At 56.7% G+C, this 24,293-nt stretch carries 18 protein-coding genes; 14 read left to right on the plus strand and 4 right to left on the minus strand.

The features are described from left to right. The first annotated feature begins 559 nt into the window (after window positions 1-559). Window positions 560-1,144, plus strand: coding sequence for a YbhB/YbcL family Raf kinase inhibitor-like protein (locus K1Y02_07005; GenBank protein ID MBX7256094.1), 585 nt, complete (start codon window positions 560-562; stop codon window positions 1,142-1,144). A 74-nt stretch (window positions 1,145-1,218) separates the two neighbouring features. On the opposite strand, the gene K1Y02_07010 is transcribed toward K1Y02_07005, so the two are convergent. Next, complete coding sequence (locus tag K1Y02_07010; protein MBX7256095.1) at window positions 1,219-1,668, minus strand: hypothetical protein; 450 nt, start codon at window positions 1,666-1,668, stop codon at window positions 1,219-1,221. Window positions 1,669-1,920: 252 nt separating this feature from the next. On the opposite strand from K1Y02_07010, the gene K1Y02_07015 reads away from it, so the two are divergent. The 7 genes from K1Y02_07015 (at window position 1,921) to K1Y02_07045 (ending at window position 10,872) form a co-directional block, all read left to right on the plus strand. Next, window positions 1,921-2,688 (plus strand): SDR family oxidoreductase, encoded by a 768-nt coding sequence (locus tag K1Y02_07015; GenBank protein ID MBX7256096.1) that lies wholly within the window; start codon window positions 1,921-1,923, stop codon window positions 2,686-2,688. Window positions 2,689-2,795: 107 nt separating this feature from the next. Then, window positions 2,796-3,656 (plus strand): hypothetical protein, encoded by an 861-nt coding sequence (locus K1Y02_07020; protein ID MBX7256097.1) that lies wholly within the window; start codon window positions 2,796-2,798, stop codon window positions 3,654-3,656. A 310-nt stretch (window positions 3,657-3,966) separates the two neighbouring features. Then, window positions 3,967-6,570, plus strand: a complete 2,604-nt coding sequence (gene clpB, locus K1Y02_07025) for an ATP-dependent chaperone ClpB (GenBank protein MBX7256098.1) — start codon at window positions 3,967-3,969, stop codon at window positions 6,568-6,570. Between the two features lie 692 nt (window positions 6,571-7,262). Next, window positions 7,263-7,943 carry a PHP domain-containing protein gene (locus tag K1Y02_07030; protein MBX7256099.1) on the plus strand — a complete coding sequence of 227 codons (681 nt, stop codon included), beginning with the start codon at window positions 7,263-7,265 and terminating at the stop codon, window positions 7,941-7,943. A gap of 20 nt (window positions 7,944-7,963) precedes the next feature. Continuing rightward, window positions 7,964-9,211 carry a hypothetical protein gene (locus tag K1Y02_07035; protein MBX7256100.1) on the plus strand — a complete coding sequence of 416 codons (1,248 nt, stop codon included), beginning with the start codon at window positions 7,964-7,966 and terminating at the stop codon, window positions 9,209-9,211. 34 nt (window positions 9,212-9,245) lie between these two features. Beyond that, window positions 9,246-10,592 (plus strand): HEAT repeat domain-containing protein, encoded by a 1,347-nt coding sequence (locus tag K1Y02_07040; protein ID MBX7256101.1) that lies wholly within the window; start codon window positions 9,246-9,248, stop codon window positions 10,590-10,592. Window positions 10,593-10,596: 4 nt separating this feature from the next. Next, on the plus strand, window positions 10,597-10,872 hold the full coding sequence (locus tag K1Y02_07045) for an acylphosphatase (protein ID MBX7256102.1): 276 nt from the start codon (window positions 10,597-10,599) through the stop codon (window positions 10,870-10,872). A 50-nt stretch (window positions 10,873-10,922) separates the two neighbouring features. On the opposite strand, the gene K1Y02_07050 is transcribed toward K1Y02_07045, so the two are convergent. Further along, window positions 10,923-11,699, minus strand: coding sequence for a class I SAM-dependent methyltransferase (locus K1Y02_07050; GenBank protein ID MBX7256103.1), 777 nt, complete (start codon window positions 11,697-11,699; stop codon window positions 10,923-10,925). Between the two features lie 143 nt (window positions 11,700-11,842). Here K1Y02_07050 and K1Y02_07055 point away from each other — a divergent pair, with 143 nt between their 5' ends. From K1Y02_07055 to K1Y02_07075, 5 genes are all read left to right on the plus strand, one after another. Next, window positions 11,843-12,688, plus strand: a complete 846-nt coding sequence (locus tag K1Y02_07055; GenBank protein ID MBX7256104.1) for a sugar phosphate isomerase/epimerase — start codon at window positions 11,843-11,845, stop codon at window positions 12,686-12,688. Between the two features lie 83 nt (window positions 12,689-12,771). Then, window positions 12,772-14,139: a hypothetical protein gene (locus K1Y02_07060; GenBank protein MBX7256105.1), complete on the plus strand. Its 1,368-nt coding sequence runs from the start codon at window positions 12,772-12,774 to the stop codon at window positions 14,137-14,139. 21 nt (window positions 14,140-14,160) lie between these two features. Next, window positions 14,161-15,240 (plus strand): prolyl oligopeptidase family serine peptidase, encoded by a 1,080-nt coding sequence (locus tag K1Y02_07065; protein ID MBX7256106.1) that lies wholly within the window; start codon window positions 14,161-14,163, stop codon window positions 15,238-15,240. 71 nt (window positions 15,241-15,311) lie between these two features. Beyond that, window positions 15,312-16,298: an amidohydrolase gene (locus tag K1Y02_07070; GenBank protein MBX7256107.1), complete on the plus strand. Its 987-nt coding sequence runs from the start codon at window positions 15,312-15,314 to the stop codon at window positions 16,296-16,298. A gap of 70 nt (window positions 16,299-16,368) precedes the next feature. Further along, on the plus strand, window positions 16,369-18,090 hold the full coding sequence (locus K1Y02_07075) for a polysaccharide deacetylase family protein (protein ID MBX7256108.1): 1,722 nt from the start codon (window positions 16,369-16,371) through the stop codon (window positions 18,088-18,090). A gap of 31 nt (window positions 18,091-18,121) precedes the next feature. On the opposite strand, the gene K1Y02_07080 is transcribed toward K1Y02_07075, so the two are convergent. Next, the gene (locus K1Y02_07080; protein ID MBX7256109.1) at window positions 18,122-19,519 is read right to left on the minus strand and encodes a hypothetical protein; all 1,398 of its coding nucleotides are present in this window, start codon (window positions 19,517-19,519) and stop codon (window positions 18,122-18,124) included. Between the two features lie 103 nt (window positions 19,520-19,622). Then, entirely contained in the window at window positions 19,623-22,586 is a 2,964-nt protein-coding gene (locus K1Y02_07085) for a hypothetical protein (protein ID MBX7256110.1), read from the minus strand. 222 nt (window positions 22,587-22,808) lie between these two features. On the opposite strand from K1Y02_07085, the gene K1Y02_07090 reads away from it, so the two are divergent. Beyond that, window positions 22,809-24,284, plus strand: a complete 1,476-nt coding sequence (locus K1Y02_07090) for a hypothetical protein (GenBank protein MBX7256111.1) — start codon at window positions 22,809-22,811, stop codon at window positions 24,282-24,284. Window positions 24,285-24,293 lie beyond the last annotated feature (9 nt).

Consider the following 24,293-nt stretch of genomic DNA (forward strand, 5'->3'; position numbering starts at 1 on the left):
CGAAACGGCGGTGGCGTCTGGTGACGCGGAGAATATTGACCACGAAACACGCGAATCACACGAATGAAGAGCGCCAATCAAGCCCATTCAGCGCAATGATTCATGCAAGAGGCGCAGGCATATATTGGGACAGACCGAATATTTCATGTACAGTCTTGAATGAATTGTGCGCCCCCTCGTCTCGCGCACTGTCCCCAGTGCCATTCCGAGACAATCCGGCCTCGTTCTGTAAATCGTGTCAATCGTGTAAATCCTGTCTGCAATTCCTCTCCCCTCGGCAATCCACCGTTCGAGCGCTCCACACCAAGCAATTCCTGCTTCTATGCGAAGTCTGTCTTTCGCCATCCCGCAAGTCCCTCGTTTCGCAAACCGGTGCAGGCAGATCCAACGCTACCACGCGCATTCGGGCCGCCACACAGGACCCGTCACCTCGCTCCACTGGGCGTATATCAGTGCAATGAACTTCCCCATATCTATAGGACGTATTAAAGAAGACGCGCCGCTTTGAGGCAACAGGGTCTATAATGAGGACATCCGTCTTGTCGAGGAGGCGCGCGTAATGAGGTATCCAGTCAGTCGTGCAAAATGTCTCGCGGCTGCCTTGGCCTGTGTTTGCCTTGCGGGGATTCTGCCCGGAGCCAAGCATACGGCCGCCCCGGTCGCGGACACTGCTGCGGGGGACACGGAAATGAAACTCACGAGCACTGCATTCAATGAAGGCGATGCCATTCCCAAGAAGCACACGGGCGAGGGAACTGATGTCTCCCCGCCGTTGGCATGGACCGAGCCGCCGGCCAACACACACGCGTTCGCGCTGATTTGCGATGACCCCGACGCCCCCGCGGGCACGTGGGTACACTGGGTCATCTACAACATCGACGCCGCAACGCGTTCATTGCCGGAAAGCGTCCCTAAGACCGATGAATCACCCGAAGGCGTACGCCAAGGCAAAAACGATTTCGGCAAGATTGGCTACAACGGTCCCATGCCTCCACCGGGGAAGGCCCACCGCTATTTCTTCAAGCTCTACGCCCTTGATGCGACGCTGAACCTTCGCGCGGGAGTCCGAAAAGCTGACGTGGAGAAGGCCATGCAGGGCCACATCCTGGGCGAGGCGAAACTGATGGGCACCTACAAACGCTGACAAAAAATCAGAACCTCGCCCACCGGTACTCCGGCAGGCGAGGTCCCTCAAGTCGTGTCCAGACCCCTCTTGGCCTAGTCGAAAATCGTCTTAAAGTAGACTGAGTTGTCTAGCTTCGGTAAATCGTCGTGTACGAACTGCTCAAATTCTTCCTGCGAAATAGATGATACGGGGACAGGCTCGTCGCCTTCGTCGCTCAATGCCTCCGTTTTCGGCAGAGCCTCGTCCGGTTCGATGCCATACTCATGCAAACCGTCGGCCATTTCAGGGGAAATCTGGTCCACCACTTTCTGTACCCGCTCGTCCAGAAACTCCGTCAGGATCCCCATCAGGTGGGCGTGCCGCTCCTCCGCCGAACCTTCCATTAGCACCCTCTTATCCAACGGAAGCACGCGGCCACAGAACACCATCACGAATTCCGTGCAATTGGGGCACGGACCCACAATCAACGCACCGAGAGGGGGAACCATCATCTGGCCCCGGACTCCGCAATGCGGGCACTGCACTTCAATCATAGATAGCATGCGCGTCTCGCTTTCCAGGCCACACGGCCCACAATGAGATTATAGCACTCACTACTCATGTCGCGCAAAATTGTCGCGCTTTAATTGAATTGGCGTTCTAATAAGCCTTATATAATCGGATTATGAATATTTCATACTTCGATTTCAAATTTCTCTATACTGATCGGTAGGCCACCCTTTCGTGGTAGGCTATGGCGCTTGATAGGCTTGGCAGATCAGCAGGAATCTACGAACAGGTTGAGGGAGCCTGATATGGATTTTGCCTCGAAAACGGTGGTAGTCACCGGCGGCGCACAGGGTATTGGAATGGCGGTGACCACTGCATTCGTGAAGGCTGGCGCGCAGGTTGTGTTTGCCGACACCGACCGCGAAGCTGGGCAGGAGTTGGCAACCATGCTCTCCGGGGAGAACCCCAGGCCACGCTTCGTCGAGGCCGATGTCGCGGACGAACAGTCTGTGGCGAACCTGATGCGGGCCGCTTCTGAAGTAAATGGAAACATAGATGTGCTGGTCAATAACGCGGGCATTTATGGCGGCGGGGGTATCCTGACAGGGTCCGTAGACTTGTGGGATCGGACAATAGCAGTCAATCTGAGAGGTCCTTACCTCTGCGCGCGGTATGCCGTGCCCCATATGCCGCGCGGTGGGGCCATCATCAATATCTGCTCGACGCGGGCATTCATGTCCGAACCGGATACGGAACCTTATTCGGCGTCGAAAGGCGGTTTAGCGGCGCTGACCCACGCCCTCGCCGTGTCACTTGGGTCCCGCGGACTTCGCGTGAATGCAGTAAGTCCCGGCTGGATAGACGTCACGGGATGGAAGAAGACCTCAGCACGAAAACAGGCGGCCCTGTCGCAAAAGGATCACCAACAACATCCGGCAGGCCGTGTGGGAAAGCCTGAAGACATCGCGGAGGCATGTTTGTTCCTGGCTGACGAGAAGCGTTCGGGTTTTATGACGGGCCAGAACATGGTCGTCGACGGCGGCATGACAAAGAAGATGATCTACGAGGAGTAAGTGTCGTCCCGAACCGCTTGAACCGGGATTTCGTGACCTCTAGACTAGATACATCTCATGGGGTGGCTTTCGGTTCCGAGACTAACACGTAGTAAAGGTAGGTCAGTTTGCCAAAGCCAGTATCGGCTCTATTTTTAGCGATTGTTGTGTCATGTCTGAGTCTGGTGTCTGCGTGGGGGGCCGAACGTTCCGCGGCAGAGCATGAACCCGTAAAGACTGGACTTGCCAAGAAGAAAAGTCAGGAAGCTCGCTCCCTGACTTCTCCAACCGAAGAGGGGCAGCTTTCACCCTGGTACTTCTTCCTTGGCTTATCGAATGCTTACCCGAAAATGGGCAGCGAAAGCCTTGTCCGCAACTACTACGACGGACTCATGCACAAGTTCTCCCCCACGTTCGACGACGTGTTGACCGTCGGCGACATTCGCGACATGGGCCTTCTTTGGGTCCCGTACGTGGGTGTCGGACGCACGTTTGGCGACAAGTGGTCGGTGTTTGGACAGCTCGGCTATTCAGCAGGCAAAGTTCGGACGAAGGCTGACGACAAGAGCTACCTTATCCTGCCGATGCACACCGACTTCGAGATCAAGCGCGGTGCGTTCTACGTGGGGTTGGGCGCTGACTATTTTCCCTGGGGTATGCCCGAGTTGAAAGAATATCACGGGATTATGGAACGCTTACGAGCGGCGCGGCCCAACATTGGCGGGCGCGCGACCTATGTCAGCGCGACGTACAGGGCCAAAGCCAAGGTCGGCTGGAAACCCTTCGACAACCTCGTGGACATGACGATCAGCGACGAGTGGGTCATCCCCAGCGTAGCGCCCAGTATTGGTTTGGACGTACCCCTGGGCCCAAAGAGCCAGCTCTCGTTCGGAGCCAGCTATAGCTGGTTCAAAGAACAGGAAGACGACTTCAACGGGCCCGCCTTCACCATCATCTGGAAGCGGCATTTCTCGGCGAAGAAGAAGTAGGTTCCATAAGTGTCTGGCGAGACAATTCAAGCGCCGCTCTCCTGTCGCGTTTAGTGCCAACAACATTCCCATCTGGGCCGTTCTCCTGAATCTGCGAATCCAGGGTTCTGTTTCAGAATGGGCGGCCGGTGTTTCGCAATAGAACACACGCGCTCGGACAAACCTCGGAAGTTCTTTGAAATGCTCGCCTTTACTTGGCATGGGGGTTGCCTTAGAAAGGGAGACAGGATATCCATGAACTCAAGGGGACTAGCCCCGGAGGTCATGAAGCGACCTGAAATCTTCATACCAAGAGAGGAGGCGTGTTTCGATGCGTCTTGATAAGTTGACGATAAAAGCCCAAGAAGCACTTGCCGAAGCGATGGATGCGGCGTCGCAGGCAGGCCATGCAGAAATATCTTCGCTGCATGTCCTTGATGCATTGTTGGCCCAGGAGAAGGGGGTCGTTGAGTCCATCCTCCAAAGGCTTGGTATTCCCGACGAAACCCTGCGCAATCGCGTCAAGGAGCGCATTGGCTCGTTGCCGCGCATGAGCGGGGCGGCTGTTCAGCCTGCGATTGGGAGCCACCTCCAGCGCGTGCTGGACGCGGGGTGGAAGGTCGCACAGAGCCTGCGCGACGAGTACCTCAGTACGGAGCATATCCTGCTCGGCATGCTGAGCGTGCGCGGAGATGCCGCAGGGCAATTGATGCATGACGCGGGCGTCACGCAAGACGCCGTGATGCGCGCGTTGAAGGAAGTCCGCGGCACACAGCGCATTACCGATCCCAATGCGGAGACCACCTACGATGCGCTGGCGAAATATAGTCGCGATCTGACGCAGCTCGCGCGTGCGGGGAAACTCGATCCCGTTATCGGCCGCGACGAAGAGATTCGCCGTGTCATCCAAGTTCTGTCGCGCCGCACAAAGAACAATCCGGTTCTGATAGGCGAGCCCGGCGTAGGAAAAACGGCCATTGCCGAAGGCTTGGCCCAGCGTATTGTCGCGGGCGACGTGCCAGAAGGACTGAAGAACAAGCGCCTTGCGCAACTTGACCTGGGCGCGCTGATTGCCGGAGCCAAGTTCCGCGGCGAGTTTGAGGATCGACTCAAGGCGGTGCTGCGCGAAGTGGAACAGGCGCAGGGTCAGATCATCCTCTTCATTGACGAGTTGCACACGCTCGTGGGTGCTGGTTCTGCCGAAGGCGCAATGGATGCGTCGAACATGCTGAAACCGGCGTTGGCGCGGGGCGAGTTGCATTGCGTTGGCGCAACCACGCTGGACGAGTATCGCAAGCACGTGGAGAAAGACGCCGCGCTGGAACGGCGTTTTCAGCCGGTATTTGTGGGCCAGCCGGATGTGGAGAGCGCCATTGCCATTTTGCGCGGATTGAAGGAGCGCTATGAGGTACATCATGGCGTGCGGATACAGGATAGCGCTTTGGTGGCTGCGGCAGTTCTAAGTAACCGTTACATATCGGATCGCTTTCTGCCGGACAAGGCCATCGATTTGATCGATGAGGCGGCGTCGCGGCTGCGGATCGAGATTGACAGCATGCCCTACGAGATTGACGTGCTCGACCGGCGCTTGCGTCAACTCGAGATTGAGCATCTTGCGCTGAAGAAGGAAACCGACAAGGCAGGCCGCGAGCAGCGCGAAGGCATTGAGCGCGAGCAGGCCAATCTTCGCGAGGAGCTCAACGCGAAAAAGGCCCAGTGGCAGGCGGAGAAAGATGTCATCAATGCCATCCGAAAGGTCAAGGAAGAAATCGACGAGGCAAAACGCCAGGAAGAAATCGCGGAACGAGCCGGGCAACTGGACAAAGTGGCCCAGATTCGGTACGGAGCGCTTATCGAACTGCAGAAGAGGCTCGACGCGGAGAACGCGCGCTTGGCCGATTTGCAGAAGAGCGGAAGTTTCCTGAAGGAGGAAGTGACCGAAGAACATGTCGCGAAGATCGTATCGAACTGGACCGGAATCCCCGTCACCAAAATGATGGAAGGCGAGATGGACAAGTTGCTGAAGATGGAAGACAGGCTCGCTGAACGCGTCATTGGTCAACGCGACGGCATTCGGGTCGTGTCGGATGCGGTGCGACGTGCGCGGGCAGGACTCAAGGAACCGGAACGGCCCATTGGCTCGTTCATCTTCCTCGGACCGACCGGCGTCGGCAAAACGGAACTTGCGCGAACTTTGGCGGAACTGCTGTTTGACGACGAGAACGCCATGGTGCGGATCGACATGAGCGAATACATGGAGAAATATTCCGTGTCGCGTCTGATTGGCGCGCCCCCGGGATACGTCGGCTACGACGAGGGCGGCCAGTTGACGGAAGCCGTTCGACGGCGACCGTACAGCGTCATCCTGTTCGACGAGATCGAAAAGGCCCATCAGGACGTGTTCAACGTGCTGCTGCAATTGCTTGACGACGGACGGCTGACCGATAGCCAGGGCCGCACAGTGGACTTCAAGAACACCGTGGTCATCATGACCTCCAACCTCGGGAGCGAGGTGTTCCAACGTGCGGGCGGTTCTGAAGACGAAAAGGTTGAAGAAGTGATGAACGTGTTGCGCCGCCACTTCCGGCCGGAATTCCTGAACCGAATCGACGACATTGTCGTGTTCCACCCGCTACAACGGGAACATATCCGCCGAATCGTGGACGTACAGGTGAAGCGATTGGCGAAACGATTGGCCGACAAGCGCATCACCTTGGAGCTGACCGACGCCGCGCGTGACCTGCTAGCCGAGCATGGATTCGACCCAACATACGGCGCGAGACCGCTGAAAAGGGCGATTCAACGCATGGTTCTGGATCCGCTGGCAATGGAGATACTGGAAGGACGCATTTCCGATGGCGCCCACGTTGTGGCTGAACGCGAAGGCGCTGGTCTTAAATTCGAATTGAAAGAACTGGCCGACGCGGCCGCCTGATTTGTCATGTCGCAGAGGTGCATCCTCGTTCTCCTGGCATTGAGAGGTTTGCCCCGGCGCTCAATTGGGCCGGTGCAAATAGCAGGACTGAGGTGCATGCTCTAGATTGGATACGCAGACCGAGTAAACAAAAAGAGAGGCGGGCGCATCAAGTGCTGATGCGCCCGCTCTCTCATTCAGAATCAGGCAATGCTATGCTGGCGGCAGAATTGCGGCGAGTGCGCTAAGGATTATCGAGAGGAATTCGGAAAGAGAAGAATTAAGAATCGAATGCAGTTGAGACGCGTTTGCATTCATGTTCTGCAGCCAGATGTTCAGATTCTGAGTCAAAATTTCCATTAGAGTCGGCATACAACTACTCCTTCCATTCTTAGACCCCTAGTCAGGACACATTCCGCCGTCATTATACTCCTGAGTTTCCGGAAAGAGACAATCGACCTGAATTTCAAGAGGCGCGGAAAGCGGCACCATGAGTTCACTCTGTTAGGCACAAGAGCCTGCGCCTTCCAGGCGCAAGTAGCGGGCGATAGCTTGCTTGAGATTTTGAACCGCTTCCAAGCGGCTGCTACTATGTGCGTGCGGGAGAGGGGTACTCGGCTAGCTGCTCGGACGTTGACTTCGACGAAGGCAAGCGGATAGTCTCCGCAGTGGTTGTGATAGGCGATTCATTTGTTTAAGCACGGTGTGGATTCATGAGACGGCTGAAGGCTGACTTTCACACACATGCCGCGGACGATCCGCGAGATACCCTACGCCATTCTTCCGAGATGTTGATCGACGCGGCATCGGAAGAGGGAATCGAAGTCTTGTCGATTACCTGCCATGAGCGATCCGTTTACACTGAGTCTCTGTCACGGTATGCGGAGAGGCGCGGCATACTCCTGTTGCCGGGTATCGAGGCCATGATTGAAAACTGTCATGTGCTGATCATCAATCCGGCCCCCGAGCACATCCGAGCGAGAACATTTGCGGAATTGCGGGCGATTGGGCGAAGAGACGCGGCATTCATTGCCCCCCATCCGTTCTATCCGACGCCCAATAGCCTGATGCGGCAGCTGAAATTGAACATCGATTTATTTGATGCGATTGAGTGGTGTTCGCTGTACATGGGTCCATTGAATCCAAACGTGCTGGCGGCGCGGGCGGCTCGCCGGTATGGGCTTCCGATGGTGGGCACATCAGACACGCATGAGTTGCCGTACCGGTGCACCACGTGCACCTGGATTGAAGCGGAACCGACCATAGCGGGCATTGTTGAGGCAATTCGCAAGGGCAGGGTGGAGTTGGAAACGCGATCATGGTCGCCTCTCCCCGCGGCGCGATTCGCGTTGTACGCGGCGCGCGGAATAGTGAGTGACTTGGTAGGCATTTAGCAGTTGGGAGGGGTGGCAGTGTGATCGAGCGCATCACGGTTCTGGGCGGCAGCAGTGTCTATATTCCCGAATTGATACTCTCCGTGGTCTCTCACAACGTAAACGTGAAGGAGATCGTTCTTGTCGGGCGGGAAGGACCCAAGCTGCCATTGGTAGCGGGCTTCTGTCAGCGGCTGCTAAACAAGAGCGGACATCCCGGGAAGATCGTCCCCACGACAGACATCGACAAGGGCGTAGCCGGGGCGCGGTACATTATCAACCACGTTCGCGTGGGCGGTATGCAAGCGCGCATACGAGACGAGAAGCTTCCGCCCAAACAGGGTATGGTCGGCGATGAAAGCCTGGGAGCAGGCGGATTCGCCAATGCCATGCGGACCTTGCCGGTTGTGATGAAGATGGCAGAGCGCGTAGAGGCCGTCGCGCCCGACGCGATATTCATCAACCTCACCAATCCAATGGGGATCTGCGTCGATGCGCTTGTGCGCTATAGCAAGGTCTCCGTGATTGGCGTTTGCGACCTGCCTGGCGTCTGTGTGAAGCAGGTGGCCGAAATCCTCCGTCACGATCCTTCTCAACTTGAGGTGGACTACATCGGCTTGAATCACCTTGGATGGATACAAGATGTGAAGATAGACGGCAGGAGCCATATGAGCCGCCTGTTGGAGCGACTGGAACACCATCAGGACGATGGTTTCGATTACGCATTGATCGATTTGTTCCGGATGATTCCGACACGGACAGTCAGCCTTTACTTCCACCAGGATGAAATCCTCAAGCATCAACAAGCCTGTTCCCGTTTTCGCGCGGAAGTGCTCCATGAAGCGGAGAAGCAAATCCTCAAACTCTATCAGGACGAACACCTGAGCGAGGTGCCCGAGTTGACGCGCGCCCGCAACGCAGTCTGGTACGAAGAGACGATTGTGCCGCTCATCGAGGCATTCGAAAGCAAGAAGGATCGCGAGACGGTCTTGTGTGTTCGAAACGACGGGGCCGTCCGGGACCTTCCGGATGACTGCAGCGTTGAGATTCCCGTACAGGTTGGTAAGAAGAGCCTGAAACCCCGCAAAGTGGGAAGCTGCCCGAGGTTCCTGAAGGGTCTCTTCCAGGCTGTGAAAGAAAGCGACCGCCTCACCGTTGAAGCGGCACGCCACAAATCGTATGAATATGCGCTCCAAGCCTTGACCATCAACCCGCTTGTACCATCCTTGGATGCGGCCAAGCGATTCCTGGACCGATTGATCAAGGACGAACAGTTGGAACTGCATTAGCTAGAGTGTCAGTAAATACCGAGGAGACTTTATCGTGACTCGTCAGCAATTGTTTGGATTCGCGGCGGCGATTGTGATTTCGGCCGCTGTCATGGCGCAAGCGCCGGTTACCGGCGGCAAAGGCGCAAGCCTCGCGGATATCGCGGGAACGGACACCTTGGTTACGGTCCAACTGAAAATTGGCGCCGAAGATGCCAACGTGAAGGTGGATAGCGTCGCCAACGGTCTTCTGACCGTCGTCAACTCGCGTGGAGAAAAGAACTACTACAAGCTTTCGGACGTGAAGGAGATTCGCGTGCAGGGCGAGGTAGTGCGTGTACGCACCATTAGCTCCAGGGTGGACCGGGGATTGACTGATAAACAGCAAGGCACATTGGACCGCGCAATTACTCGTGCGACGGAACTCTTCACGAACAGTGCCGCCAACCAGCCCATTCGCGTCAAGAGCGCTCAAGTGCTTGCGATGGCGGGAAGTGAAGACGCCAAGAAAACGGCCATCGAATATTTGACGAGCCTTGAAACCGGCAATGACTTGTACACCTCCTTGATCGCGTCGGGCAATCTCTACATTGCCGGTGATGCGGACGTTCCGAAGGAGTCGATCAAACAAGGACTTGCCAGCGGGGATCGCAATATTCGCGGATTGGCTGCCACGCTGGCCGGTCTGACGAAGGACGAAGATTCCATTCCTGACTTGCGGCGTATGCTTCAGGACCGCGCCCCGGAGATTTCCGCGCCTGCGGCGCGCGCACTGGCCAAGCTGGGAGATCGCGAATCAATCCCAACGCTGCTTACCATGATAATGGAACGCAGCGAAGAACGTTCCACCGCGGCGGCATCGGCTTTGGTCAAGTTGGGGGGCCCGGAAATCGCTGAACAGATGAAACTCAAGCTGCCAAAGGCGGAAGGACTCGCAAAATTCCGCGTCGTGAGTGTCCTTTTTGAGATGAATGACCCAGAGGGTCTTCAATTGATGCGCGACGAAATGATGAAGGTGCCGTCACTTCAATACAGTGCGTCGCTGGTGCTTGCCCCCAAAGGCGAAATGAAGGCGCTGCAATACCTGCGCAACTACCTGAATCAGCGTTACGATCCGACGCCTGAATTTATTGCGCGGCGGGCGCTTGCGACAGCAGCCCTGATTCGTGCCGGTGACCGCACGAACGCGGGAGTATTCCAAGAATTGCTTGACATTGAGACCCCTGCCGTCCAGATTACGGTATTGCGCGTTCTGGGAACGCTCAATGTGAAGACCTTATTGCCGATACTTGCGCCATGTCTCGAATCACCAGACCCAAGCGTGAGCGCCATAGCATGCCAGTCGGCAGTCGCATTGGCTTACTCGGACTATCGCGATCGACTTGGGGAATTGCCGCTATAGGACCATGGCAACCACGCTGCACGTGACAATTCGTGGCCGCGTACAGGGTGTCGGGTTTCGATATGCGACCTACAGGGAGGCAAACGCGCTCGGCTTAACCGGCTGGGTTCGAAATGCATACGACGGTAGCGTCGAAGCAGAGTTTGCCGGACCCAAAGAGTCACTCGATCTCATGTTGGGATGGTGCCGGGAAGGACCGCCGTACGCGCGCGTCAGCGACGTTGAGGTCGAGTGGCGCGACTCTGACTCGAAGTATGTGCGATTCGAGATTCGGGGCTGATTGTCTGCGCTTCCCATGAACAGATGCGCAAGAGGCAGGTCAGGGCGACCCTATTTTCGCAGAATCCATATCATGTCGCTGTGCGTTGGTCCGAAATGCGTTCCGTAGAAATCGCCCAGGACGGCTTCAACTTCGAATCCTGCCAATGCGACGAGCAGTGCCATCTCCCTTGGCGTCGTCCAGACACGTGTCATGGATAGATTTACTGTTCGAATCATAGAACCCGAACTGTCATGTTCATGGATGGTGTGTTTCTCGATCAGACCTTGACGCCATTCATCGCAGAGCGATTCGCAGTAGTGTTCCAGGGTATGCCCATTGCGGAGGCGTGTCCGTGGGGAGACTCGCTTGGGGCTTCCCGCCTTCTTCACGACCATGGGAAGCAGGAATGATGGCTTCGCGGCCCAGGTGTCGAATATGAACAGACCTCCGGGCTTAAGATGACGGTAGACGCACGCAAGACATGACCGCTGCTCTTCCTGGGTTAGCAGGTGCATAAATGCTCGATAGGGCATCGCGACAAACTCGAATGTCCGGGGCAGTCTGAAATTGGCTATGTCGCCCTTCACGAGCCTCGTGCGGCCCGATGTCTTGCCGAAGGCCCGTTTCTTGGCGCGACAGATATCCAACATCGCCTCTGAATTATCGAGTCCCGTGACGTCAACACCCGCCGCAGCCAATGGAATCGTAATTCGTCCGGTTCCGCAGCCCAATTCGAGGGTTTGCCCCCCCTCTCGCAAAGCCTGATTGACGTAAAACTCCACATCGCCGGGAATCCCGTTGTGGAACAGGTCATAGTATTCGGCCCACTCGTTGTAGGCACTCATGGATGGTTAAACCTCTTCATTTGGAGGCAAAGGGTATCACATACGGTTGAGCGGGGCGAAAACGGCTTTCAGCGCGCAATTGTGATGCGGCCATTCGCGTGGTAGCATGGTTGAGGTCTTTTCTAATTTTACGGAGTACTCATATGAAAACGGGGATGAACTTGCTGCTTTGGACTGGGGCGGCCGATAAGACCCACATACCTCTGATCGAGAAGATCGCTTCGTGGGGTTTCGATGGCGTTGAGTTTCCCATGTTTGCGCCGGACAAGTCACCGTGGGCTGACTTGGCATTCGTTCTGGATGGGTATGCACTCGGGAGGACCGCAGTCACCGTGTTGCCTGAGGGGACCAACTTAATCGGTGACGATGCGTCCGAGAGAAAGGCCGCTGTCGATTTTCTAAAGACCTGTATTGATGCCTGTTCCGAACTTGGCGCGGAAAGCCTCGGAGGACCGTTGTACTCCCCCGTGGGCAGGCTCGTTGGGCGCGGCCCCGTGGAGGAAGAAGTAAAACGGTGCGTGGAAGGATTGCGCCTCGTGGGCGAGCATGCGAGCGAAGCCGGCATCATGATTGCCATCGAACCTTTGAATCGATTCGAGACCTATTTCCTGAACACTCAGAGCGATACGGCGCGCGTGGTGGATCAAGTGGGGCTTCCGTCGGTACAGCAGATGTATGACACATTTCATGCCAACATCGAGGAAAAGGGACTTGGGAAAGCAATCCGCGACGCGGGCAAGCGCATCTGCCATGTCCATATTTCAGCAAATGATCGCGCAACCCCCGGCGAGGATCACATCAACTATCACGAGACGTTCGCGGCCCTTAAGGCCATCGGCTATGACCGGTGGCTCACAATAGAGGCATTTGGAAGTTGGCTGCCGGATATCGCGGGCGCAACCTGTATTTGGCGCAAGATGGCTCCCAGCGAAGAGCATCTGGCAAAGAATGGACTGGCGATGATTAAGGAGCTTTGGGGGAAGGCGTAGAATTGTCAGAACCCGACAGATGACCGTTTGATTGGATGCTGCTTTTCGGTGCACGGTGCGGAACGAAGGGAAAGAGGGGCATTATGTTGACGAGAATTCTTGGCGTCGTTGCATTGGGGATTGGGTTGGCCGTTGTCCCAGCGCTGGGGCAAGGGGTGTCGGTAGCGACTTTCGTTATCGATGCGACGCCGCCAATGGGTTCGCCACTCTGCGGAGGAGGAGTCGAACCCGCGAGCGCAGTGGACGATCCGTTGAGCGCCAGGGGCATCGCTATCCTACCCGAAGGGCAGTCCCCGATTGTGCTCTGCTCCGTGGACTGGGTCGGAATAGGAAACGGCGGGCATGACGCATGGCGGCAGGCACTGGCGGAGGCCGCGGGAACAACGATCGACCGAGTAGCCGTGCATACCGTTCACCAGCACGATGCGCCAAGCTGCGATTTTACCAACTCGGAAATTCTGGCTGCTAACGGACTCGCAGGAAAGTCCTTCAATGTCGAGTTTGCGCGCGACACCATCAGCCGGGCGGCAGCGGCCCTGCGAGAAGCGTTGAAGGCCCCAAGACCCGTCAATCAGGTTGGCATCGGCCAAGCCAAAGTGGAGATGGTTGCCTCCAATCGACGCGTTCTCGGCCCGGATGGAAAGGTTAAGTACATTCGCTGGACGGCCACAAAGGATCCCGAAGCGCGCGCATGCCCCGAAGGAACGATTGACCCCATGGTAAAACTCGTCAGTCTTTGGGACGGCGAAACGCCAGTAGTTGTTCTTTCGTATTATGCAACGCATCCGCAGAGTCACTATGGCAAAGGGCACGTGAGCTCGGACATCCCTGGCCTTGCGCGCGCGGCTCGCGAGCAGGAATTGCCGGGCACTGTATTGATTCATTTCAACGGCGCGGGCGGAAATATAACATCTGGCAAATATAACGACGGCGCCCCAGAGAATCGGCCCGTGCTTGTTGGCCGATTGGCGGAAGGCATGAAGAAGGCATGGGAAGCGACGGTTAAGAGCCCATTGAATGCAGCGAGCGTCAAATGGACGACTAAAGATGTGACACTTCCTCTTCGTAAAGAGATCAGCGAAGAGTACGAAACGAACCGCCTGAAGGACCCCAACGCGAAGGAGAATGAACGTCTGATTTCTGCCGACGTACTGTCGTGGCTCCAGACGCAGAAGGCGGGAAGCAAGATTACGTTGAGCCGGCTCACGCTGGGTACCGCGGATATCATGCATATGCCGGGCGAGCTCTTCATCGAGTATCAGCTTGCGGCGCAGGATATGAAGAAGGACGCGTTCGTCTGCATGGCGGCGTATGGCAACTATGGCCCCGGCTACATTTGCACGGCGATTGCGTATACGCAGGGTGGTTATGAAGACGGGATCTACGCATCGCTCACGGCACCCGAGGTTGAACCCGTGTTGATGGATGCCATGCGCGAATTGCTGCAGTAGATCGTGCGGAGCAGAAACTGCATGGGAAAACGGAACCGGAGTGTCGCGATAAGGCTCTCCATGCTTGCCGTGTGCGCCGGACTGGTATGGGCGCAGGAACCGCCGTTCTACGCGGACAAGTCAAACCTGCTTGTGTACACAGATACATCAGGCCACAGTCATCCAATTGGTTCGCCTGCCGATTGGGTGCATCGCCGCGAGCATATCGTGAAGAGCATGCAACTCGTCATGGGGCCCTTGCCGGATAGCTCGGCGCGCGTACCCGCAGATCCGCAGATTCTCGAAGAGTCTGATATGCCGGGACTCGTCCGGCGAAAAATGACCATTGCCGTCGAGAAAGGCGACCGTCTGCCTTTCTACCTGATGATCCCAAAGAAACTGAAGGACAAGGCCCCTGCCATGCTCTGCCTTCACCAGACGATTGCGATTGGCAAGGATGAGCCGGCAGGTTTGGGCACGGACAAAGCAAAACAGTACGCCCTCGAATTGGCGGAGCGCGGATACATCACCTTGACGCCGGACTATCCGGGCTTTGGCGAGTACAAGGTAGACGTCTACGCCATGGGTTATGCCAGCGCGACCATGAAGGGGATCTGGAACCACATGCGCTGTGTGGACTACCTTCAATCATTGCCCGAGGTGGACCCGGAGCGCATTGGCGTCATTGGGCATTCGCTGGGCGGGCACAACTCTCTGTTTGTGTCGGCATTCGACACGCGCCTGAAGGTGGCCGTTACGAGCTGTGGATTTTGTTCGTTTGGGAAATACTACGGCGGCGATCTGACGGGCTGGACGCACAAGGGGTATATGCCGCGAATCGCAGAAGTATATGGCAAGGATCCCAAGAAGATGCCGTTCGATTTCTCCGAGGTGCTGGCCGCCATAGCGCCCCGAGCGGTATTTATTAGTGCGCCGCTGCGGGACAGTAATTTCGATGTGAACGGCGTACACGAGTGTTTGGAAGCAGCCAAGCCGGTTTTCGGTCTGCTGAACGCCTCCGAAAAGCTTACCGCGATTCATCCCAATACGGAACATGATTTCTCAAATGAAGCGCGTGAAGCGGCGTACGCTTTTGTAGACTCGGAGTTGAAACCTAAGTAGCATGTGCGAGAATTGGTCAACGCACAGAAAACAGAAGATGCGTTGGCAGGAGCGCACTCTTGGAGTTGGTCATGAGCACGAATGAGGATCTCAGTCTGGACGAAGGTGTGAGCCGTAGACAGTTTCTCGCTAGTACAACGCGCGGCGCGGTTGGCTTTGCGGTTGGTGCGGCGCTGACTCTCGAAGCAACCGCGCAAGAGCAGGTCGCGACCCCTGCCGCGGGGAAATACATCGACGTGCATACACACGTCGGTCAACAATGGGGAAACCGTCTTCCATTGAGCGGCGAAGACCTCTTGCGCTGGATGGATTCGCAGGGGATCATGAAGGCCATTGTACTGTCGCTCATTTCACCGGAGTCTTTCGACTACGTTGTATCCGTCGATTTTACATTGAAGGAGACGGCCCCACACCGCGATCGGCTTATCCCCTTCTGCACTATCGATCCGCGCACCGAAGAGCACAACACCGTCGAGAAGAAGGTGAAGATGCTCAAGAAGTACGTCGACGCAGGCGCGAGAGGTTTCGGCGAACACAAGTGCGGCACGCCTATCGACGATCCTCGCAGTCTGGAAATCTATGCGGCGTGCTCGGAATTGAAGCTGCCCCTCCTCTTTCATATGGATAACATCCGGAATACGGACGTACCCGGACTACCTGGTTTGGAGAAGGCCCTTGCGAGCGCGCCCGACGCGATCTTCATCGGACACGCGCAAGGCTGGTGGGCATCCATCAGCGGTGATATGACACAGGAAATGTTTGGGACGTATCCCAAAGGGAAGATTGCGCCGGGCGGCGCCATCGACACGCTCATGGACAAGTATCCGAACTTGTATGGAGATCTTTCTGCGGGCAGCGGGGCAAATGCCCTTACACGCGACCCCGAGTTTGCGCGCGAGTTCCTCATCCGGCGGCAAGACCGCCTGATGTTTGGCACGGATTACCTTGCGCCCAAACAGGAGATCCCTCAGTTTGACGTTTTGGGGAAGATTGACTTGCCCGAAGACGTGCGCAAGAAGATTTACGTTGAGAACGCAGCACGCGTTCTTGGACTGTAAGGATCGAATCGAAAGAGTTCAGAGACATTTAGCCCAAAGTGGTCCTCGCAAATCTATTGGAGCTTGTACCATGCGAACGCACGCATTGTTGGTAGGCGTCATCCTTGGTTTGATCCCATTCGCTTCACGCGCACAGGAGCCGGTTCCCGACAAGACGGTCGTGCTGACATTTGACGACGCCGTGAAGTCGCATCTCTCGTATGTCGCGCCCATGCTAAAAGAATACGGATTCGGCGCGACGTTCTTTGTGTGCCATCTCTGGATGAATGACACCGAGAACTTCATGTCATGGGAGGACATCGCGACTCTTCACAAGATGGGGTTCGAGATCGGCAATCACTCGTGGACACATCCCAATTTCGCAGAACCCGAGGCGGCAGCGCGCATCGCAGGCGAAATGGCCCTGGTAGAGAATGAGTTGGGCAAAGTCGGCGTGCCAAAGCCCGTCAGTTTTGCGTGGACAGGAAACGGTTTTGGACCCGAAGCGCTGCAACGGCTTCGCAAATTGGGCTACAAGTTCGCTCGTCGAGGCATGCAGCCCGAAGTGCCATATGGCAAACTCGAACCGGGTCCACTGTACGAGCCGCGTCAAAACGATCCATTGCTAATCCCCACGTCGCGCGATGGATACCCCGACTGCACGCTGGAGGATATAAAGCGCGTCGTCGAGCAAGCACGTGACGGGCGAATCGCTGTCCTGCAGTTTCATGGTGTGCCTGATGTAGCGCATCCCTGGGTTCACACGCCTCCAGAGAAGTTCCGTGAATACATGCAGTATCTGCACGATGGCGGCTATCACGTCATAGCCATGCGCGACGTCGAGAAGTACATCCCCGCGGCTTTGCCAAAAGACCCGATGATAGAAGTTCGGTATCCGGCAATTGAACCGAGCAAGATGAAGTTGCCGCAGGAAGTAACCGCAACGCGCGCGGACCTGCCCTTCTGGCTGGACAACATGCTTGTGCAGCATGCGTACTCAGTTGATGAAGCGGCCGAAGTGTGTTGGATGTCGCCGCAAGAAATTGGCGAGCAAGCGGGCAAACTTGGCATCGTCCCTGGAACAACCAAGCCCTCTTCAAGACACAATCGAGTCCGCGTGTTGCCGTATCCCGGTGGCCGTCATCCGCGAATTGGTTTCCTCGAGGGTGCCATCGACCCATTGCGCGGAACAAAGGCAAGTGCCTTTCTCCCATGGAAAGGCGGCGGTTACGTTGTGGTCGACTTGCCGGAGGCAATCTTCAGCAATCTGGGATTGACGTATCTGGCTCACACGCACGTGCCCACCATTTGGAACGAGCAGAATGTGGTGATTGAGAATGTGGATTGGACTCGTGACCCCAAGGGCGGGCTTCGTCTAGACCAAACGTTGCCCAACGGAGTCCGCTTTGGATCGTCTATCACTCCTGACAAAGCCGGTGCCGACATGGAGCTATGGTTGGAAAACGGCACGAAGGAGCCGTTGACCGGCATGCGTACACAGATCTGCGTGATGCTGAAAGGCGCGCCGGGGTTCAATGCACTGACTCAGGAGCGAAAGACGTATGATTCGACCGCTGCCGCGGTCGGGTCTGAGGATGGCAAGCGCTTCATCTGCGTGGCGTTCGACCGTTGCGGACGGAGCTGGGGCAATGAGGATGTCCCATGCATTCACGCTGACCCGATCTTGCCAGACGCCGCGCCCGGAGAACGGGTTTCGCTCAAAGGCCGCCTCTGGTTCTATCAAGGATCGAATATCGAGCGCGAATTGCGGCGCGTTACGTCGAAGCTCAAGATGAAACCGGTCAAACCCTAAGCGCGCCTATCAACACGCATGCTCCACAGCGCTACTTAGCGGGAATCTCCAAACCACCGACAGCAATCTGCAAGGCCTGGGTGATTAACGGCTCAGATCCGGGCTCCACCCAGCACCAGGATTCTTCGTTATATCCTTCCGCAGACGCAACCGCCGACGGGATATAGCCCGGCGCGCATTCGCCAAACCCGGCGGCAAGTAGCGGCGCATCAGGACTAAGCCCCTGCGCGGTAATTTGGTACTGCACAAACGACTCGCCTGGCAGAACAACGAACTTGGCCTTTCCGAAGTCTGCGACAGGCAGATCAATAGGTTCACCGGCCGCGACGCGCTTGCGCCAACTTAGATTCATGGCCGCAAGATTCCGTTGAAAGGTCTTCTGATTCGCATCCGCGACCGTTTTCTTCGAATCCTCTTCCGAATACCCGCCGAAGTTCTTGGGAACGAGGTTCAATGCAGCCACACGGAACGCGACCTGCTCCAGCGGATAGCGCTGCGTGTTCTCCCACGCCTTCACCATGCCCTGATGCATCTTCTCCGCCAATACGGGCCGGTTCGCGGGATTGCCATCGTTGAATTTTCCGGCGGTGGTGTCGCCGCTGCACCCCGTGAAGTACATCTGAAATACGCCGGGCATATCGGCTTGGCGCATGGCACGGGCCATGCCGACGAAGTCGGCGGATACACCGCCCTTGCCGTAGTAACTCATCGGGTGCGTCGAGTAGGCGCTCAGGGCGGCGAGTGGCGTGTCTCCGTTCCAGAAGCTCAGCGTTTTCACATAGGGGTCGATGATGCCTTCGGGCAATGCACGTACCGCGGGATCTGCCGTGGCGCTGCTTCTTCCATAGGTTACCTTGCCATCCGGGAAGACGACGCGGCGATTGGAACCTACGCCTTCGACTTTGGCCAAGCCAATACCGTAGTACGTGACCGGTTTAGGATTCTGTAGGGCCTTCTTCATGGCGTCCACGACCCGCGCGACGCAGTCCTTGGCGAATGCCACATCGCACAAGGACTTTTCGAGACCGACTTCGTCGAGTATCCGTTGAGCTTCGTAATCGACCACGGGCGCATCGTGCTGGTGAACACTCGTCATCAAGACGCGCTCCCGGGTTGTACCGGCGGCCTCGGCCAACGCGGACCGCCAATGGTCGTAGGCGTCGTTGCGGACCTCGCACCAATCCAATGCCAGGAAGACAAGCGGCTTCTCCGCGCCCAGAAGGACCACACCCTTGGCGTATAACGGGTCCACAATCTCCACGGCGGGTGAGATTCCTCCGCCCATGCACGCGTGGCCAATGGGGATGGTGATATCCGCCTCGAACGTGGCTAGTTGAAACTTAGGGGCATCGGCGGATTGTGCCGATACAGACGCGAACGCAAGCGCGAGTACCATCAAGCACTGGACGAATCGGGATTCACTCGTCATGAGACTGTCCCCCTGCGTGTTGAACATAGTGCAACGAATAGAGCTTTGATTATAGGTGACCGTTGCCCCTGTTTCCTATGAAGCGCGAGTCAATTCTCGCGAATCATTTGCGGACTATGGCAGCCGACCATCCTTCACCGATGCGCACTTCGGTATAGCGAGCGTCGTCTTTGACGACCTCCTTCGTCTGGAAGCCGGGGGCTTCGCGGCCCGTGTCGTCGAAGACGTGAACTTCGTGCGCACTCATGTCCCCCCAGCCAAACAAACCGCTTCGATTCGTTATGATGCGCTCCTTACCGATGATGTACCCTTCGTGAAGTTCCATGGGTGTGATGGGATACATGAAACTCGTGATATGCGGATGCGTCGGAACTACGTCAAGGTCGTTGTACCAGTGGTAAACGCACCCAAAGTCAAGCGCGGCCAGTATAATGCCGTAGGCGTCTTGTTCGCTTCGTTCGGTCAAGTGATCGCCGAGGGCGATTGGAGAATACAGGTGAGCTTGCGTACAGTTGGTGATACTGCCCGTCTCGACAAAACACGGGAACTGCAAAGCGGCCATTGCGCGCGTGAAGGGCGGACCGTTGCCGATCAGCGGGCCCTTCGCCAGGATTCGCTTTGCGAGCGCCAGTCTCCACGGTTCGGTCAACAGGGTAACTGAGGACTTAAGGCGGGTCACCGTCATGCTCGTAGGATCGATATCGCCGGAGAATCCGTCCCACGGCTCTCCATAGTGGTATTGCCAACGGCTGTATTCATGTTCGTCCCAGTAGACACCGTCTGCTCCAATAGGCCCGAGTATGTCGTCCACATTCTTGGCAATCTCCGGGCCAAACGAGTTGTTCTCCGTGGGGAAATACAGCCGCTGCGATTCTTCGCCGTAGTCTGTCTGCTTCCCGTCAGGACTCAGCAGACGTGCATCCGCAAATAAGGTTGGTCCGTCTTCACGTACGTCCAGAAAGCAATGGAAATAGACGAGATACTCCCGGTTTGGCTCCAAGCGGCGCCACCGCGCAAACGATTCGCGAAAGCTCGTGAAATCCAACTGGTGAAAGATCGTTCCATGCGGAAACTGGCCGTTGTACGTTGGGTGGCCGCACGCACAGATGTACTTTGGATCCTTGAAACGAATGAAGTCGGCCACTTGCTGATCAGTCCAGACATCGGTAAGCGGGCCGTTGCGTAAGAAGGCAAAGCCCCCGTCAACGGTGAAGTTTGCATTCACAAGCCGCCGCGCAACGTTAAGGAAATCGAAGTAGTCTGCGGCAGGAAGGGGCACGACTGCCCATTCGGTGGTATACGTAGCGCCTGGAGCGAGCACCAAATTGTTGTCCGCAAGACCGACAGTCCCGTCGAGCGCAAATACACTGGCATGCAGCCGAAAGACGTCGTCGAGCGGCAACATGCCCAATGCAGCGCGCGATGAGCCGGCGCACACCGTTGGATTTGCCGGTTGCGAAATGCTTCCCGCTTTGTCCAGTTGCTCAAGTCCACCCAACCATACTCGTTCAACGGCATCTCCCAAGTTGCATTCGTGGCGATGCATGATGGCGAGGGGCTGATCGGTTCGATTCGTAAGCGTGTCGCGCACGACGATGGTTTCGGACTCTTTCCGCAGTTCGCGCTTGTGGTCGAAGGATTCGTTGCTACCCGTCACCCAACCTGGACGAGGTGTGGAGAACCGGGTTGTGACATGAAACGTCTTCTCTCCGATCGTGACATCGATGGCGCAATCGGGCTGCTCCGCCATAGTGAACGCCGTTTCAAGAGTCTGTTTGGGGCGAATGAAGGGCAGCGCACCTGTGGGCCGCCCGGCCTTGGCCTGAACGTTCTCCGCATGTGCCCGATCTACGAGCTGGGCATCGGCCGCCACCAACAGCAAGTCCGGAGTCCCCGTATTAGCAACAGTCAATTGATTGGTTCCGGTTTGCAGGAGGTCCGATACGCGTAGTTCGAAGTAGCAGGCCGGATACTTATCCACCAGTCCGTAATGCGGGTCTTTCTCGGTGGACTCAAAATCGGGACTGTAGAACATGACAATTCGTTCGCCTGCACCCAGACTGTAGATGTCCCCGCCGCGCGCCTTCGCTCGCTGCGGCTTATTGATCATGCGCGTCGCTTCGACGGGCTTGCCATTCAATCGCAATGCCAGTGCCGGATTGCACCCCGCAACCTTTTCGAATTGCATTCGCGCCTTAAACGTGAGGATGGCTTCAAGGCCTGCGGGTGTCTGCGGCACGTCAAACGTCACGCTCTTCTCGGCACCGCCGGCGACTTCAAGTGAAGCGAATACAGGTACCCCCTTTGATGCCTCACGCGGCTTCCCGTCGGTACCGGCAAGCATCGCAGGGTTTAAGCGGGTCCGAGTGATCTCCCACGGGCGCGCGTCGGATGTCATCATCGAATCTTGATGAGGGTCTGGAGAATCGCAGTCGGAGACTCCAATTTCAAAAGACAGAGACGCGCCCTCAGACGGCGCGAAGTTGTTGAATGCTGACCAAGGCAGCGCAGCTTCAATCGTGTATCCCGACGTGGTTCGCACAGCGGCGACCTCAGCGCCGCTCAGTTGCATGCCGTCGGGCTTGTATGCAAAGGCTTCGGGTTTGGTGTCAAGCAGCGGACCGCCCGAGGTGCTCAGGCTGCCCGGACTAAGCGCAATCTGATATTGGCCGTCTCCGAATGAGGATCTTCCGGCATCCTGCTGCGGGGAGACATCAAGAAAGAGCATGAGGTGATCGCCCTTCCACACGTCTTGTCCCCGCCCTCGCTGGGATATGGTGTCGTCCACCACCTCCGCAGCGACAAAGAGGTATTCGGTCCGCCACGCGAACCGTACTTTTCCGCTCAAATCCGAAGCGCCTGTCCACGCGCCCGCCCCATAAGTCACTTGTGTTGCGTTCGTGATGCCAAGCGCATTTGGAACGGTTCGCCAATCGCCGAGGTCTCCGTCAATCGCGATGGGCGGATCTGGCTTGAGCGGGATGCCGATTACTTCACCCAGACTGACCCCAGGCAGCAAAGACATCTGCGCAATAACGCAAACGGTTAGACGAGAAAGAATCCGCATGGCTCAGGCCTCCATACTCTTAGCCAGCGATTGTTGCATACGAAGGGAAGCAGAATCGAAAACAAGAGCCTGACGACTACGCCGCATGAGTACCGAAAAGTACCGGACATTGGCACTTGAAGATTCCTGACCGGGCTAAGTAGGCTGCCTCCACTGGGCGAGAAGTCTGTCAGCGAACACCGATACTACGATGACACCACCAAGAGGCTAGGGGGCAGAATCATGATGGGGCAGTTCAAATTTCACGCGATGGTACGTTTGATTCCCACGGTTTGTCTTGGATTGATGCTCTCGACAATAGCCCTTGCCGATGTGGCGTTTACGCCGGACGGGTTTGTGATTCGTGACGGCAGGCCGCACTTGATTCTTGGCGTCTACGAACTCCCGGCCGACGACGCGCTGCTCAAACAAATGGCCGACAGCGGCATCAATCTCGTAAGTGTGGGCGGTGATGCGACGTCTCTCGATCGCTTACAGAAATTGGGCATGTGGGGATGGGTTCCGCTGGGTCCCCAGGTGGCGTTGCCCGAAGGGAACCAAGAAGCGAAGGCTGCCCTGGAAGCGACAGTCAAGAGGTTCAAGGATCATCCGGCCCTTCTGTGTTGGGAAGGCCCCGACGAAGCGCTCTGGCTGGAATGGTTCAAGAGTTACGATTGGCAGTTGGGAGAGCAACCCAAGCGACTCATGGAACTCATTCAGAAAGCGGCCCCGACCCATTCCCAAGAAGATGTGGCGCGGTGGAATGGACTACTCCTGAAGGGTGCGGATTATGCCCAGCGAAGTATGTGGAAAGAGAGCGAAGAAGCGATAAACGCCTTGTGGAAGGAACTTGGTTCGGAGAATCCGAATCCAGACCTCCAAGTGACCAACCGAATTCAAGCGGCCAATCGATTGGGCGACGAGCTAACGCGGGGTTGGGAGTGTGTCTGGTCGCTGGACAAGAACCACGTTTTTTGGCAGAACCATGCCCCCGGCAACTCCATTGCGGACCTGCGCCACTTCAATCGCGGTGTCCACGCGGCGGGTTGCGATATCTACCCAGCGCCCTTTAACAAAGGTGTGTTGCACGGGTCGACTCTCCCGAACATCGATCTTACCGTTGTTGGAGATTTTACTGAGCACATGCGCGCCGGAGCGCCGGGCAAAGCCTGCTGGATGGTGCTACAGGGATTTGGTTGGGTGGACCTGCAGGACCGGTTCAATCCCACCGACCCCGTCAATGGCCGCCAGCCCACGTATGCGGAAACGCGGTTTATGGCATACAACTCCTTGTTGCACGGAGCAAATGCGCTCATCTATTGGGGAACATCCTACATCAAGAAAGATGGCGCGCTTTGGGGTGACATCATGAAAGTCTGCAAAGAACTGCGCGCCCTGGAGCCTGCCATTGTGGGCACCGTGCCGCCGATGTCGCCCGTGGTACTTGCCGAGACGAACTATACTGCGTTCAACGGCGGCGACCCGAAATTGCTCTTCCGGCAAGTCGACAATGATTGGGTGCTGATCGCCATGAACGAACAGCGCGTGGGCGTGGCCTTCCAGATAGAGGGACTGCCCGAAGAACTGGAGGGCAAAACGCTCTTTCGTCTGTATTCGAACGAAGAACATACCGTCAACGATGGCGGATTCCGCGATGGCGTAGCGGCGCAAGGCGTGCACGTATACGCGACCTCACGCAAGTTTGAGGCAAAGTTGTAGATTGATATT

It is taken from the genome of Candidatus Hydrogenedentota bacterium (genome assembly GCA_019695095.1).
In the GTDB taxonomy this organism is placed as follows: domain Bacteria; phylum Hydrogenedentota; class Hydrogenedentia; order Hydrogenedentales; family SLHB01; genus JAIBAQ01.

What these genes read in the sequence shown, in the direction of transcription:
- K1Y02_07055 (MBX7256104.1), top strand. Translation starts at nt 11,843, where the DNA reads ATGAAAACGGGGATGAACTTGCTGCTTTGGACTGGGGCGGCCGATAAG.
- K1Y02_07065 (MBX7256106.1), top strand. Translation starts at nt 14,161, where the DNA reads ATGGGAAAACGGAACCGGAGTGTCGCGATAAGGCTCTCCATGCTTGCC.
- K1Y02_07090 (MBX7256111.1), top strand. Translation starts at nt 22,809, where the DNA reads ATGATGGGGCAGTTCAAATTTCACGCGATGGTACGTTTGATTCCCACG.
- K1Y02_07080 (MBX7256109.1), bottom strand. Translation starts at nt 19,519, where the DNA reads ATGACGAGTGAATCCCGATTCGTCCAGTGCTTGATGGTACTCGCGCTT.
- K1Y02_07005 (MBX7256094.1), top strand. Translation starts at nt 560, where the DNA reads ATGAGGTATCCAGTCAGTCGTGCAAAATGTCTCGCGGCTGCCTTGGCC.
- K1Y02_07060 (MBX7256105.1), top strand. Translation starts at nt 12,772, where the DNA reads ATGTTGACGAGAATTCTTGGCGTCGTTGCATTGGGGATTGGGTTGGCC.
- K1Y02_07010 (MBX7256095.1), bottom strand. Translation starts at nt 1,668, where the DNA reads ATGCTATCTATGATTGAAGTGCAGTGCCCGCATTGCGGAGTCCGGGGC.
- K1Y02_07030 (MBX7256099.1), top strand. Translation starts at nt 7,263, where the DNA reads ATGAGACGGCTGAAGGCTGACTTTCACACACATGCCGCGGACGATCCG.
- clpB (MBX7256098.1), top strand. Translation starts at nt 3,967, where the DNA reads ATGCGTCTTGATAAGTTGACGATAAAAGCCCAAGAAGCACTTGCCGAA.
- K1Y02_07045 (MBX7256102.1), top strand. Translation starts at nt 10,597, where the DNA reads ATGGCAACCACGCTGCACGTGACAATTCGTGGCCGCGTACAGGGTGTC.
- K1Y02_07085 (MBX7256110.1), bottom strand. Translation starts at nt 22,586, where the DNA reads ATGCGGATTCTTTCTCGTCTAACCGTTTGCGTTATTGCGCAGATGTCT.
- K1Y02_07050 (MBX7256103.1), bottom strand. Translation starts at nt 11,699, where the DNA reads ATGAGTGCCTACAACGAGTGGGCCGAATACTATGACCTGTTCCACAAC.
- K1Y02_07015 (MBX7256096.1), top strand. Translation starts at nt 1,921, where the DNA reads ATGGATTTTGCCTCGAAAACGGTGGTAGTCACCGGCGGCGCACAGGGT.
- K1Y02_07070 (MBX7256107.1), top strand. Translation starts at nt 15,312, where the DNA reads ATGAGCACGAATGAGGATCTCAGTCTGGACGAAGGTGTGAGCCGTAGA.
- K1Y02_07075 (MBX7256108.1), top strand. Translation starts at nt 16,369, where the DNA reads ATGCGAACGCACGCATTGTTGGTAGGCGTCATCCTTGGTTTGATCCCA.